The 12,244-nt window shown below is 71.0% G+C and carries 15 protein-coding genes; 3 read left to right on the top strand and 12 right to left on the bottom strand.

Going from position 1 to position 12,244, the window contains the following annotated elements; genetic code table 11:
- The first annotated feature begins 42 nt into the window (after positions 1-42).
- Positions 43-396 (top strand): arsenate reductase family protein, encoded by a 354-nt coding sequence (locus tag C8E96_RS12780; RefSeq protein WP_091383415.1) that lies wholly within the window; start codon positions 43-45, stop codon positions 394-396.
- On the opposite strand, the gene C8E96_RS12775 is transcribed toward C8E96_RS12780, so the two are convergent.
- Genes C8E96_RS12775 through C8E96_RS33220 form a run of 4 tightly spaced genes read right to left on the bottom strand, consistent with a single transcriptional unit; the run spans position 383 to position 2,640 of the window.
- Positions 383-1,003 (bottom strand): MarC family protein, encoded by a 621-nt coding sequence (locus C8E96_RS12775; protein ID WP_176926848.1) that lies wholly within the window; start codon positions 1,001-1,003, stop codon positions 383-385. The two genes, C8E96_RS12780 and C8E96_RS12775, sit on opposite strands and share 14 nt — an antisense overlap.
- Positions 1,003-1,863, bottom strand: a complete 861-nt coding sequence (locus C8E96_RS12770) for a PHP domain-containing protein (RefSeq protein ID WP_091383417.1) — start codon at positions 1,861-1,863, stop codon at positions 1,003-1,005. The genes C8E96_RS12775 and C8E96_RS12770 overlap by 1 nt, the downstream gene beginning before the upstream one ends.
- A 27-nt stretch (positions 1,864-1,890) precedes the next feature.
- Positions 1,891-2,457 carry a PH domain-containing protein gene (locus C8E96_RS12765; RefSeq protein WP_091383418.1) on the bottom strand — a complete coding sequence of 189 codons (567 nt, stop codon included), beginning with the start codon at positions 2,455-2,457 and terminating at the stop codon, positions 1,891-1,893.
- A gap of 18 nt (positions 2,458-2,475) precedes the next feature.
- Positions 2,476-2,640: a hypothetical protein gene (locus C8E96_RS33220; protein ID WP_166657828.1), complete on the bottom strand. Its 165-nt coding sequence runs from the start codon at positions 2,638-2,640 to the stop codon at positions 2,476-2,478.
- 142 nt (positions 2,641-2,782) lie between these two features.
- On the opposite strand from C8E96_RS33220, the gene C8E96_RS12760 reads away from it, so the two are divergent.
- A complete protein-coding gene (locus tag C8E96_RS12760; RefSeq protein WP_091383419.1) occupies positions 2,783-3,205 on the top strand; it encodes an NUDIX hydrolase in 423 nt (140 codons plus the stop codon).
- 6 nt (positions 3,206-3,211) lie between these two features.
- Here C8E96_RS12760 and C8E96_RS12755 read toward each other — a convergent pair whose 3' ends face one another.
- A complete protein-coding gene (locus C8E96_RS12755; protein WP_091383420.1) occupies positions 3,212-4,324 on the bottom strand; it encodes a DUF2332 domain-containing protein in 1,113 nt (370 codons plus the stop codon).
- Positions 4,325-4,345: 21 nt separating this feature from the next.
- On the bottom strand, positions 4,346-4,849 hold the full coding sequence (locus tag C8E96_RS12750) for a MaoC family dehydratase (protein WP_091383421.1): 504 nt from the start codon (positions 4,847-4,849) through the stop codon (positions 4,346-4,348).
- Between the two features lie 392 nt (positions 4,850-5,241).
- Between C8E96_RS12750 and corA the strand changes: the two genes are divergently transcribed.
- Entirely contained in the window at positions 5,242-6,318 is a 1,077-nt protein-coding gene (corA, locus tag C8E96_RS12745) for a magnesium/cobalt transporter CorA (RefSeq protein ID WP_091383422.1), read from the top strand.
- A gap of 162 nt (positions 6,319-6,480) precedes the next feature.
- Here corA and C8E96_RS12740 read toward each other — a convergent pair whose 3' ends face one another.
- The 6 genes from C8E96_RS12740 to C8E96_RS12715 form a co-directional block, all read right to left on the bottom strand.
- Positions 6,481-7,266: an ESX secretion-associated protein EspG gene (locus C8E96_RS12740; RefSeq protein ID WP_091383423.1), complete on the bottom strand. Its 786-nt coding sequence runs from the start codon at positions 7,264-7,266 to the stop codon at positions 6,481-6,483.
- Entirely contained in the window at positions 7,266-7,628 is a 363-nt protein-coding gene (locus C8E96_RS12735) for a hypothetical protein (protein ID WP_091383424.1), read from the bottom strand. Before C8E96_RS12735 ends, C8E96_RS12740 begins: the two co-directional genes overlap by 1 nt.
- 22 nt (positions 7,629-7,650) lie before the next feature.
- Positions 7,651-8,862 (bottom strand): WXG100 family type VII secretion target, encoded by a 1,212-nt coding sequence (locus tag C8E96_RS12730; RefSeq protein ID WP_133794385.1) that lies wholly within the window; start codon positions 8,860-8,862, stop codon positions 7,651-7,653.
- 76 nt (positions 8,863-8,938) lie between these two features.
- A complete protein-coding gene (locus C8E96_RS12725; RefSeq protein ID WP_091383425.1) occupies positions 8,939-9,754 on the bottom strand; it encodes an ESX secretion-associated protein EspG in 816 nt (271 codons plus the stop codon).
- Entirely contained in the window at positions 9,751-10,434 is a 684-nt protein-coding gene (locus C8E96_RS33215) for a hypothetical protein (protein WP_166657827.1), read from the bottom strand. Before C8E96_RS33215 ends, C8E96_RS12725 begins: the two co-directional genes overlap by 4 nt.
- Before the next feature lie 514 nt (positions 10,435-10,948).
- The gene (locus tag C8E96_RS12715; protein WP_091383427.1) at positions 10,949-12,070 is read right to left on the bottom strand and encodes a WXG100 family type VII secretion target; all 1,122 of its coding nucleotides are present in this window, start codon (positions 12,068-12,070) and stop codon (positions 10,949-10,951) included.
- Positions 12,071-12,244 lie beyond the last annotated feature (174 nt).

Raw genomic sequence — 12,244 nt, 5'->3', positions numbered from 1 at the left:
CGCAGTGACACCGACACTCCCCGCGCCGGGCACAATCGTGGTGTGGAAATCTGGCACAACCCCCGATGCAGCAAGTCCCGCAGCGCCGAGCTGGCTCTTGGCGAGCTGGGAGCCGAGCACACCGTGCGCCGCTACCTCGAAGATCCGCCGACCGCGGCGGAGATCGAAGAGGTGCTGGTCAAGCTGAACCTGGAGCCCTGGGACATCACCCGGCTCAAGGAGCCGCTGGCCAAGGAACTCGGCCTCGCCGACCTCCCGCGCCACCGCGCGCAGTGGATCGCCGTGCTGGCCGCGAACCCGGCGTTGATCGAGCGCCCCATCGTGATCCACGACGACGGCACCGCGGCCATCGTCCGCACCCAGGAAGCCCTCAACGCCTTGCTCAGCCGGAAATAAAGCCCTTCACCGAGTTGGCGATCAGTTCCACGGCGATGGCGGCGAGCAGGAGACCGGCGATCTTGGCCAGGAGCAGGATGCCGCTGTCCTTGATGATCCGGATGACCACGCCGGAGTAGCGCAGGCACAGCCACAGGATGAAGTGCACCGCGACAATGGCCGCGCCGACGGCCAAGTAGCCTGCGCTGCCGCTGTCTTCGTCCGCCTGGCGCACGAAGACGATCGTCGCGGCGATGGCGCCGGGACCGGCGAGCAGCGGGGTGCCCAGTGGCACCAGGGCGATGTTGACGTCCTCCACCGCTTCCGGCTCCGTCATGCCGCGGCCGGTCAGCAGGTCGAGGGCGATCAGCAGCAACAGCAGCCCGCCAGCGCCCTGCAGCGCCGGGATGCCGATGCCGAGGTAGGACAGGATCGCCTCGCCGCCGATGGCGAACAGGGTGATCACCCCGAGGGAGACCAGCACCGCCTGGCGGGCCGCGCGCAGCCTGGTGGCCTTCGTCTTGCGGCCCGTGAGGCTCAGGAAGACCGGGATCGTGCCCGGCGGGTCCATGATCACCAACAGGGTGATCAGCGCGTGGGTGAAGATCTGGACGTCGAACCAGCTCATCAGCCCTCCAGGATCTTGGCGCCGGTGGCGCGTTCGGCGATCGCGTCCAGCATGGCGGGTGCGGTGGTCTCCGCGCCGATCGCGATGGTCTTGTTGGTGCCGTGGTAGTCGCTGGAGCCGGTCACCACCAGGTCGTGCTTGACCGCCAGGGACCGCAGTTCGGCGCGCGACTGCTCGTCGTGGTCGGGGTGGTCGATCTCGACGCCGTCGAGACCGTGCCGGGCGAGGTCGGCCAGCACGGCCGCGTTGATCGTCGGGCCGCGGCGGTGCGCGAAGCCGTGCGCCAGCACGGTGACCCCGCCCGCCGCCTTGATCATGTCGATGGCGTCGCGGACCGGGGTCTTGTTGCTGGGCACGTAGTAGCCGTCGCGGCCGTGCAGCAGCTTGGTGAACGCCTCGGTGACCGACCCGACGATGCCCGCGCGGACCAGGGCCTGCGCGAGGTGCGGGCGGCCCGCGGGGACGTCGTCGGGGATGGCGCCCAGCAGCGTGTGCGGGTCGACAGGGTAGCCGTCGGCGGCCATGCGGGCGGCCATCGTGTGCAGGCGGGTGCGACGCTCGGCGCGCGTGCGCGCGTACTCGGTCACCACCGCTTCAGCCTGCGGGTCGAACAGGTAGGCCAGCAGGTGGACCGTGCAAGTATCGCCGCGGCCGTCCTCGGATACACAGGTCAGCTCGGCGCCGCGAACGAGCCGCAGGCCGGACGGCAGCGCGGCGGCGGCCTCGGCCCAGCCCGCCGTCGTGTCGTGGTCGGTGATGGCGACGACGTCCAAGCCCGCCCGCCCGGCCGCCTGCATCAGCTCGGCCGGGCTGTCGGTGCCGTCAGAGGCAGTGGAGTGGCAGTGAAGGTCGATCCGCACCTGCGTCAGTGTGGACGATGACGCGGGTCACCCCTTCATTGCCTTGCGCTTGCCCTGCGCCATCCGCTGCGCCTTGATCATCGAGAACCGCTCCGCGGCCGCCTTCTTGTCGCCGAAGACGAGCTCGGAGATCGCGTCGTAGACCTGTTCCGGGCGAGGCAGGTACTCGATATTGTTGAGTGCCTGGATCTGACCCGCGGACTCGACGACCATCGTGCCGTAGCCGAAGATGCGGCCCATCGCCGTGCGCTTGTACGTCAGGTCGGTGACCTTGCCGATGGGCATCATCAACACCCGGGTCGTGATGACTCCCGTGGTCATCATGAACCGCTTGTCGGTGACCACGATGCGCTCCACCCACCAGTCGATGACCTGGTAGGTGAAGCGCAGCACGACGGCCAGTGCGACGTACCAGAGGATGTTCTGCACCAGCCATGCCGCGGGCGGGAGCAGGTAGGAGACCATGACGCAGATCGCGAGGAGCGCGACTGCCTCGAAGACCTCCCAGACCAGGCTCGCCCAGTGCCTGCGCACCCGGATGACCCGGCGTTCGGAGTCCAGCAAGTACTCGTCTGGGTCTCGGGGCGCGAACATGGTTCGACGCTACCCGGCTCAGCCGGAGAAAACAGTACGAACGAAGGTGATCACCGCTTCGGCGCCCTCCCTGAGCGTCTGGATGATCGAGTTCACGATTCCCGCCGACTGCACCGGCTGCGTCACCAGGAAGAAGACGAGCAACGCTGCCCCAGTCAAGATCATTACCTTCTTGACATCCACTGCGATCTACCCCGTTCCGTCCGCACCCGAAGTGGCCTTGTTGAAAACCGTTGTACCGCACGCGGAGCCCGCTCGGGAGGGGTGTCCCGCGCTTGGGTCAATGCGGAGCGTTACCGAAGAAGCACGGCTACGCTCTGTAGCTATGAGCGCTGGTCCAAACGGGAGAATCCGGTGCGTCGGCGGCATTGTCGGTGACTCCTCCGGCCGCCTTCTGCTGATTCGGCGGGCGAACGATCCCGGTCGCGGTCGGTGGGCTCTACCTGGCGGGAGGGTCGAATTCGGCGAGGCCGACGACGTCGCGCTGATTCGTGAACTCCAAGAGGAGACTGGGTTAACGGTGATCGTCGGGGACCTGATCGGCGTAGTGGAGCGAAAGGGCCCCAAGGGGGTGTACGTGATCTATGACTACGCCTGTTCGGTTACGGGCGGTGATCTTCAGGCCGGTGATGACGCCCTTGAGGCAGCGTGGGTCGACCTTGCGACGTTCACCACACTCGATGCCGGTAACGATCTTGTCGAGCAGCTTTCGGACACCCTCCGCGGATGGGGTGCGCTACCCCGTTAGCGCAGGTCAGGCCAGCCAGAGCAGCCGCTCGCCGTGCGGTGCGGTGCGCGCCAGCGCGACCGCTTCCGGACGCCCCTGGGCCCACGTCGTGAGGCCCAGCACGCCCAGCGCCGTTTCACTCTCGGCGGTGACAAGTTCGTCACGCCCGGGCAGCACAAAAGTGAGCGCCGCGGCGTAACCCTCGTTGCTGACCCACCACAGCGGCCGGGTTTCCGCGAGCGCGGCCAGCGCGGCGACGAACGCCGCCCGTTCGGCTTCGGGCAGGTAAGTGAGCACGCTGGAAGTGATCACGACCAGCGGCACGTCCGCCGGGATCCTGGCGGCCGCCGACGCGAGGTCGGCCACGGCGTCGCCCTTGACCAACTCCGGCGGGTTCTTGTGCTGCATGGCGGCCGCGGTGCTGAACAGCCGCTGCCGCTCGGGCTGGTCGGCCCAGATGCAGGCCTCCAGCCACGCCGCGGCATCCTCGTCGCCGAGGTCCACCGGGTTGCGGTCCAGGCCCACCTTGGCGGCCACGGCGAGCTTCTTGGGTATGGCGGGCAGGGTGGCGCCGGGGGCGAGTTCGAGCGCGCAGTGCAGCCCCAGGGCGGTCTTCGTCGGGCCCGCGACGACCTGGCCCGCCTGCTCGGTCTGGTAGCGGTACGCGTAGCGGTCGAGGTCGAGCAGCAGACCCGCGCTGCACCCCACCTCGAGCAGGCCGACCGGGGCCTTGGCCTGCTTGGCGGCCAGCGCGACGGCCGGGTAGAGCAGGGCGGCGCGGCGGACCTCGTTGGTCTGGGTGGTGTGCGCGGCGATCAGCGCGCGGATCTTCTCCGACCGCTCCACCACGAACGCGCGGAACAGCGGCCAGGTACCGGCGTCGAGGCCGTAGGTGCCGCCCATCGACGGGTAATAGTTCACCAGCTCGTGGAACGGCTCCGCCTGCAGCGCGCGGTGCACGGCGGCCAGCAGCAGGGTCGGGTGGCCGAAACCGGGCTGCGCGGAGGTCAGCAGCCCGGCGACGGCGTCGTCCTCGGCGGCGCGGGCGGCGAGGTGTTCGTAAAGCGGGGAGACGCCCGCCGCCTCCGACTCGGCGAAGCGCCGCAACCGCTGCCTGATCTCCTCCAGCGACACGGTCACGGGCTCCTCCGTCTTGCTCTTTTACGCCTTGGGCTCAGGCCTGCCGGGCTGCTCGCCGCCGCGCGCGTCGCCGTAGGACTGCTTGGGCACCATCACCTTGCGGCGGAAGATGCACACGACGGTCCCGTCCTGCTTGTAGCCGCGCGTCTCGACGTACACGACGCCACGATCATCCTTGGACTTCGACGGGGTCTTGTCGAGTACCTCGGTCTCACCGTAGATGGTGTCGCCGTGGAACGTCGGCTTCACGTGGCGCAGCGACTCGATCTCGAGGTTGGCGATCGCCTTGCCGGACACGTCGGGCACCGACATCCCCAGCAGCAGGGAGTAGATGTAGTTGCCGACCACGACGTTCTTGCCGAAATCGGTCGTGTTCTCGGCGTAGTTGACGTCCAGGTGCAGCGGGTGGTGGTTCATCGTGATCAGGCAGAACAGGTGGTCGTCGTACTCGGTCACCGTCTTGCCCGGCCAGTGCTTGTAGACCGCGCCGACCTCGAACTCCTCGTAGTACCGACCGAACTGCACTGTTCCTCCAAGTAAGTGACCGGCGAGTAGGCCGCCGAGTAGACAACTGTGTACGGCGCGCGGGCCGGCGGTGCAACCGATGTGTGAGGGAGTGCACCGCGCGTGATCTCGCATCCCTGAACATCGACTGGTCGGACCCGGGATGTAGGCTGTCGCTCCGGTGGGCGTGGGCATTCGGCCCGGCTCACCACCGGCTGCGAGGAGGTGAGGACGCACATGGGCGACCCGCATGGTCATGAAAGCGCGACAGGTTGCAGTAGTACCCGCGTCCCCTCCGGAGGAATCCGCCGCTAGCGGCAGGTTCCGCGGGTCCGGCAGGGACGCTCCGTCACCGGAGCGGCGATAGGTCGTCCGGTCCGCCGCGTTCGCGGCGGGAGCACCTGGAGACCCCGATGGCCTTCATTCCCTCGCTCGGCGGCCGCAGAGGCCGCAACCCCGTGTCCGCGCCGCGCCCGACCCCGGCGCGGAAGTCGGAGTACGTCGTCGACTGCGCCGTGTACGTCGACGGCAAGCGGCTGCCCGGCCGCTGGACGCACACCGACGCCGTCGCCGAGGTGCGCTCGCGGGGCGAGGGCTTCGTCTGGATCGGGCTGCACGAGCCCGACGCCGAGCAGATCCAGGGTGTCGCCGAGACGTTCGGCCTGCACGAGCTGGCTGTCGAGGACGCGGTGCACGCGCACCAGCGGCCCAAGCTCGACCGCTACGAGAGCAACCTGTTCATCGTGCTCAAGACGGTCCGCTACGTGGAGCACGAGTCGCCGACGACGGCCAACGAGATCGTCGAGACCGGCGAGATCATGGCGTTCCTCGGCAAGGACTACGTGGTGACGGTCCGCCACGGCAAGCATTCGGGCCTGCACGACCTGCGCGAGGAGCTGGAGCGCTCTCCGGAGCGGCTCAGCGCCGGGCCGGCGGCCGTGCTGCACGGCATCGCCGACTGGATCGTCGACAGCTACCTCGCGGTCAGCGAGGCGTTCGAGAACGACATCGATCTTCTTGAGCGGGCCGTCTTCGCGCCGCGCAATCCGGTGGGCGCGGAGCAGATGTACTTGGTGAAGCGGGAGATCCTCGAACTGCGCCGCGCGGTCATGCCGCTGGCCAACCCGCTGCGCAGGCTCGCCGAGGGCTGTTCGCCGCTGATCCCGGACGAGGTGCGCTCCTACTTCCGCGACGTCGACGACCACCTGACGACGGTGTCGGAGCGGGTGACGGCGTTCGACGAGCTGCTCACCACCCTGCTCGACGCCACGCTGGCGAAGATCACGCTGCAGCAGAACTCGGACATGCGCAAGATCACCTCGTGGGCGGCGATCGTGGCCGTGCCGACGATGGTGGTCGGCGTCTACGGGATGAACTTCGACTTCATGCCCGAGCTCAAATGGAAGTTCGGATACCCGCTGGTGATGGTCGTGATCTTCACGGCCTGTCTCGTCCTGTATCGAATCTTCCGCAAAAACCGATGGCTCTAGCTGGAGGCCTTTTCGGCTCCAGCGACACCCAGGTCCCCCCGCCCGCTTCCCCGATGGGAGGTTCCGCCATGACCCGGCTGCTCACCAATCTCAAGTTCTGGCTTCTGGCCACGATCATCACCTGGATCGCGGTTGTGACGGCGCTCATCGCGGAGATGCCGCCTACGCCCTGACCAACCCCGCCATGGCCCGCAGGGCCGCCCGGAAGTCGTCCGTTCCCAACGGGTTCACGCTCATCCAGTCCGCGTCGCCCGCCAGCCGGTAGCGGCCGCGGGTGGTGTCGATCCACCGGACCTCGTCGCCGACGCGGCGCCACTGATCTTCGGTGTCGTCGCGCTTGGCGACGCCGGTCTGGCCGCTGCCGAGCACGGGCTGCAGGTGCGACACCATCCGGCGGGCGACCCGGTCGTCGAGCCCGTTGGCCGCGAGGATCTGCTCGATCTCGTTCTGTGCCAACGGTTTCGGCGCTTCGGCCAGGATCGCTTCGAACGCGGACTCAACCGCGCGGCGGGGCAGGCTGAACGGTGCGGTCAGCGGGGTGTCGACGCGCGGCACCATGCGTTCCAGCGTGCCGATGGCGTTGTCGAGGGTGGCCGCGCGCAGGCGGATCATGCCGTGTGGGTCGGCGCTGTCCTGCACGACGACCAACGCTTCGTCCTGCGCGGTCAGGACGGCCGCGGCGAGCTTGCGGTCGTCGCTGAGCACGACCAGGTCGACCACCCCCGTGCAGGCGCGCAGGAGGTAGACGAACTCCTCGGCGACGTCGAGCGGGCCGCGTTCGTCGGCCAGGCCGCGGTCGCGGAGTTGTTGTGCCGCACCGGAGAACAGCACGCCGCGCTCGATGTCACTCTGCCCGGTCGCGGGGACGTCGATCGGGAACGGGGCCTCGACTTCGGCGAAGACACACAGCAGGTCGACTTCGACCGGGTGCAGGGCGACCTCGGCCATCAGGTGTTCGGGAACCGCTTGGCGGCGTGCTCGTCGCTCTCCTGGTAGCCGGCGGCGGTCCGCTCCGCGCTCGCGACGAACTCCTCCATCCGCTGCAGGGCGGTCTCCAACTGCCCGCGCAGCCCCGATTCGGAGCCGAGGCGGTCGCTGAACTTCTCCGCCAGTTCCTGGCCGACGGGGCTGGTGCCCAGCATCGGCTGGAACGCCGGGGAGCTCAGGTCGGCGACCTCGGCGATGATCGCGTCGAGGTCGGCGCGCACGTCCTCGACGGCGGCGGCGAACTCGCGGACCTGCGCGGGGTCGACCTGCCAGCCGTTGGCGCCGTCGAAGTTCCCGATCGGGCCTGGCTCATCGACGTACATTGGGGTTCCTCTCCACAATTCGCTATAGCCCGATCACCGGTGGCGCGGACTTCAGGTCGGTGATGGCGAACGGGTCCTCTTCGATCGGAACCCGCCTGCGGTGTTCGCTGTCTTCTTCCTTGCGTCCGCCCGCGCCCCCCGCGCCGCCCATGCCGCGGGCCGCGTCACCGAAGCCGTTGAGCCTGCCGAAGCGTCCCGCGCCCGCCCGGCCGCCCCGGCCGTTGGCGCCGCCGCGGACACCGGCGCCCGGTCCGGCGCCGAGCCCGCCGCGGCCCGCGCCGAGCCCGCCCGCGCCCAAGCCGAACGCGCCCGCCCCGAGACCGTTGAGGCCGCCCGCGCCCGCGCCGGGGTTGCCGCCGCCGTAGTTGGTGAGGCCCTGCCAGCGTCCCTCCCAGCCGGAACCGAACGGGGGCGCGAAAGACGGGGTGGTGCCGCCGACGGGTGCGCCGCCATTCCAGCCAGGGTGCGACGGGCCGCCCGGCACGGTGACGCCGGGGCCGGGCGTGCCGACACCCGGCGGCGGGGTCGAGCCGGGGCCGGTGCCGGGGTTGACGCCGGTCGCCGGACCGCCGAACCGTGGGGTGGAGCCGTCGATGCCGAGGACGGCGGCCTCGAACCGCTGCATGGTCTGCACGGCCTTGCGCTTGAGCTTCTTCTTGTTGCTGCCGAAGCCGAACGCGCTGGCGATGCCGCCCAGCGCCGCCCCGAAGGCCGCGCCGACCGGACCGCCCACAGCGAACCCGGCCGCCGCGCCGCCACCGGCCGTCGCGTACCAGGCGCTGCGCGGCTTGCCCGGCATCGTGTCCTGCGCGGAACGCAGCGCGCCGCCCGCGTCCTGGATCGGGTCAGCCATGTTCTTGGCCGTCGCCGCCATCTCCGAGACCCACGCGGCGTTGGCGACCACGGTGCGGGAGGCGTCTTCCGACGCGGCGCCCGACCAGAAGGCCATGAGCCGGTTCAGCGAGCGGGACAGGTCTTTCGCGGCGCGGCCGATGCGGTCGCCATGCCGGGACCACTCGTCGGCGAGCATGTCGAGCTGGCTCGGGTTGGCCTGGTCACCGACCATGCGCTGCAGCGTTTCGAGGCTGTAGCCGTTCCAGTGGACGCCACCGGTGACGTAGGTGTCGTCGGTCTCGCGGCGGCGTCTGCGGTCCTGCTCGGCGGCGGCGCGCGCGGCGGCGGCCTGCTCGGCCTGGTGCTTGACCCGGCGGACCAGCTGTTCGACATCGATCATGCGTCAGCGCCTCCCGAACCATCGTTTCCGACCATGAACGTAGCCGATGGGGCCGTCGTTTTCGGCGGGTTCCGCGTTAATGCCAAAGCCTCTGGGCGAGGGTTCGCAGCTCGGCGCGGAGGTCGTCGCGGGGTAGGGGGTTGACGCTCATCCAGTCGGCCTGGTCGCCGCCCGCGATGCGGAAACGGCCGCGGGCGGTGTCCAACCAGCGCAGCTCCTCACCGGCGCGGGTCCACGCCTCGGCGTACCCGCGCTTGACGGCGATGCCGGCCTGGCCGTTGCCGAGCACGGGCTGCAGGTGGGTGGCCATCCGGCGGACGGTGGCGTCGTCGAGGCCGTGGCGCCGCAGGACGCGGTCGAGTTCGTCCGGCGAGAGCCTGCGCGGGGCGCCGTCGCGGTCGCTCGCGGCGAGGATCTCCCGGTGGGTCTGGTCGACCGCCCGCCTCGGCAGGCTGAACGGCGCCGCCATGGCCGGAGGCTGGTCGGGGACCATGCGCATGAGGTGTTCGACGGCGTCATGCGTGGACAGGGCCAGCAGCTGGACCGCCTCGTCCCCGCTGTCCTGCCGGGCCACCAACGCCTGCTCACGCCTGGTCAGCACCAGCACCCGACGCACACCACCGCGGCGGGCCACGATCATGTCCAGCGACCCGACGCCGTCGCGCAGCAAGCTGACGAAGCCCGCGGCGAGCCCCTGCGGGCCACGGTGATCGGCCAGACCGCGCGCGGACAACTCCGCGCGGGCGGTGCGGAAGACGTCCCGGCGTTCGTCGGCGGTCGCGCCGTGGGAGCGGACGGCGAGCGGGAACGGCGGCGAGACCTCGGCGAAGGTGCAGAGCAGGTCGACCTCGGCGGGCCGCAGCCAGGTGCCCTGGCGGGTGGGCGCGGTCATCCCTTGCTCGCCCGGTTGATCGACTGCTCGGCGTCGGCCTCGTTCTCGCGGTAGGCGTCGCGGACCTTCTCGGCGCTCTCGATGAACTCGTCCATCCGCCGCATCGCCTCGGCCAGCAGGCCGCGCAGGCCCGCTTCGCCGTTGAGTCGGTCGTCGAACTTCTTGGCCAGTTGCTGCCCGACCGGGCTGGTCCCGAGCTTGGGCGTGTACTCGTCGCCCTGCATGCGCTCGACCCGCGTCTGCACGGCGGCGAGGCCGAACCGGGCGGAGGTGACGGCCATGGCGAAGCCGGTGAGCTTGTCGGTGTCGACATCCCAGTAGCCGGGCGACTGCTCGGTGGGCTGGGTGCCTGCTTGGGGTGGGCCGCCTCCGTCGGCCGGGGCTCCGGGTGGCGGGGTTGCGTCGGCAGGCGTTCCGGGGGGCTGAGTGGGGGCCGGGGTTCCGTCGGCGGGCGTTCCGGGGGGCGGGGATGGGTCGGCCGGGGTGACGGACGGCGGTGCGGGCTTGCCGAGGTCGGGCAATGGCGCGGGAAGCGCGCCGGCCTCGCCCGGCGCGGGGCCGGAGTGGCCCGGGCTCACCGGCGGCACCTGGACGGGCGCGGAACCCCCGGGGAACGGAATCGGCTGCGTGGCGCCGGGCGGCAGACCGGGCACCGGTTGCGGGGCAGGTCCGCCAGGCACCGGGACAGGCTCACCGGGCAGCGGCAACGGCTGCGTCGTGTCAACCGGTGGCCCGGGCGGCGGCGCCGGGGTGGGCGCGGGGTTCGGCGGCACTGGCGAAGGGGCGGGCTCCGGCGAAGGCGCGGGGGCGGGGGCGGGGGCGGGCGAAGGCGCGGGTGCAGGGGCGGGGGCCGGCGCCGGCGAAGGCGCGGGTGCCGGCGCAGGCGCCGGTGCGGGGGTGGGCTGCGGCGAAGGTACGGGCGCGGGGGTCGGCGGCGCGGGCGCCGGCGAAGGTGCGGGTGCGGGTGCGGGCGGCGGCACAGGTGCCGGTGCGGGCGCGGGCATCGGCGGTGGCTGGGGGGTGGGCATGGGCGGCGGCGGAGTGTCCGCGCCCTCGGGGGCGAGCATCGCCGAGCCGTCCAGCCGTTCCTCGATCAGCGACCGGCGTTCGAGTTCTTCCCGCATGTCGTCCCCTATCCCCGCGCGCCTGTGGCGAGCCCATGACCGGCATCGTTGTGTCTAGTCATCTCCGCACCTACAGGCCGATCACCGGCGGCGATGCCTTCTGTTCCAACGCGAACGGGTCCTCGGCGTCGAACGGGTATCGCCTGCGGTGTTCGCCCTGGTCGCCGCCTTGGCCCGCGCCCATGCCGCCGCCCATCGGCATGCCGCCCGCCATGCCGCCGTGGGCGGCCGCCGGGGCGGGGTGCAGCGCGGGGCCGGGGGTGGCGGCTTTGACCGGGTTCTGGAAGGACTCGGTGATGCCCGTCCGCTGACCGGACTGCAGCGGTCCGCGCACGGGAGCGCCCGCGGCGCCTCCCCCTCCCGCCCCCACAGCGGCGGCTGCTCCCGCGCCTCCGCCGTAGCCGCCGCCCCCGCCTGACCCGCCGCCGCCGGACGAGTTCGTGCTGTCAAGGGATTGGGCCGTGGTGCCGGAGTTGCCGCCGGTCAGTTCGAGCCACCGCAGTTCGACGTCGGTCACGTAGGAGACCGGCACGGTCGGAACCCAGCCGGGCGGCAGCGGGACACTCGGGGTGTCCGGGCGGGGGCGCAGTTCGGTTTCGCGTTCCTCGAACCGAGGGGTCGCGGCGTCGATACCGAGGGCGGCGCCCTCGAAGCGGCGCATCGCCTCCACCGCCACGGCCTTGAGCTGGGTTTGTTCCTGCTGGGCGGCGAAGGCGCTGTCGGCGCCCGCGGCGGTGGCGTTGATCGCGGCGGCCATCGGGCCGCCCGCGATGGCACCGCGTTCGGCGGCGTCCACCGCGAGGGCCGGGTCCACCGGCGGCGCGGGCGGGACCGCGGGCATGGCGTCCTGCGCGGCCTTCAGCGCGCCCGCCGCCTCCTGGACCGGGTCGCCGATCTGGTGGGCGGTCTCCCCCAGGTCGCCCACCCACTGCGCGTTGAGCGCGACGTCGGCGCGGGCCTGTTCGGCGGCCGCGCCGGACCAGTACTGCATCAGCTCGTCGAGCGCGGTCGCCAGCACCGCGGCCGCGTCGGTGACTTCGGTGCCCGCGGCTCGCCAGTCGTCGGCGAGGCGTTCCAACTGGGGGGCGCTGGCGTTCTCGGCGACCATGGCGACGAGATCTTCCAGCGAGTAGGACTCCCAGTTGACGCCACCTGTGACGTACCGGTCCCCCGCCTGCTGCCCACTGCCCATCCCACGAACTCCCCTCGGTGGCACGCCTGTCCACCGCACCCGTGACCGAACGACCGCCCACTGGACGATCGCATCCGATTATCACGCTAGCTGTTCCGACGCGAAGCGGGAAAGAATCGTTCCCCCCGACGTGCTTCTCGTTTCGCGACGGCACATCGATACCTGATCGGCCGT

This window comes from Actinokineospora alba (genome assembly GCF_004362515.1).
GTDB lineage: Bacteria > Actinomycetota > Actinomycetes > Mycobacteriales > Pseudonocardiaceae > Actinokineospora > Actinokineospora alba.
The sequence above is the reverse complement of the archived record's forward strand: the minus strand, read 5'-3'. Positions and strand labels throughout refer to the sequence as shown.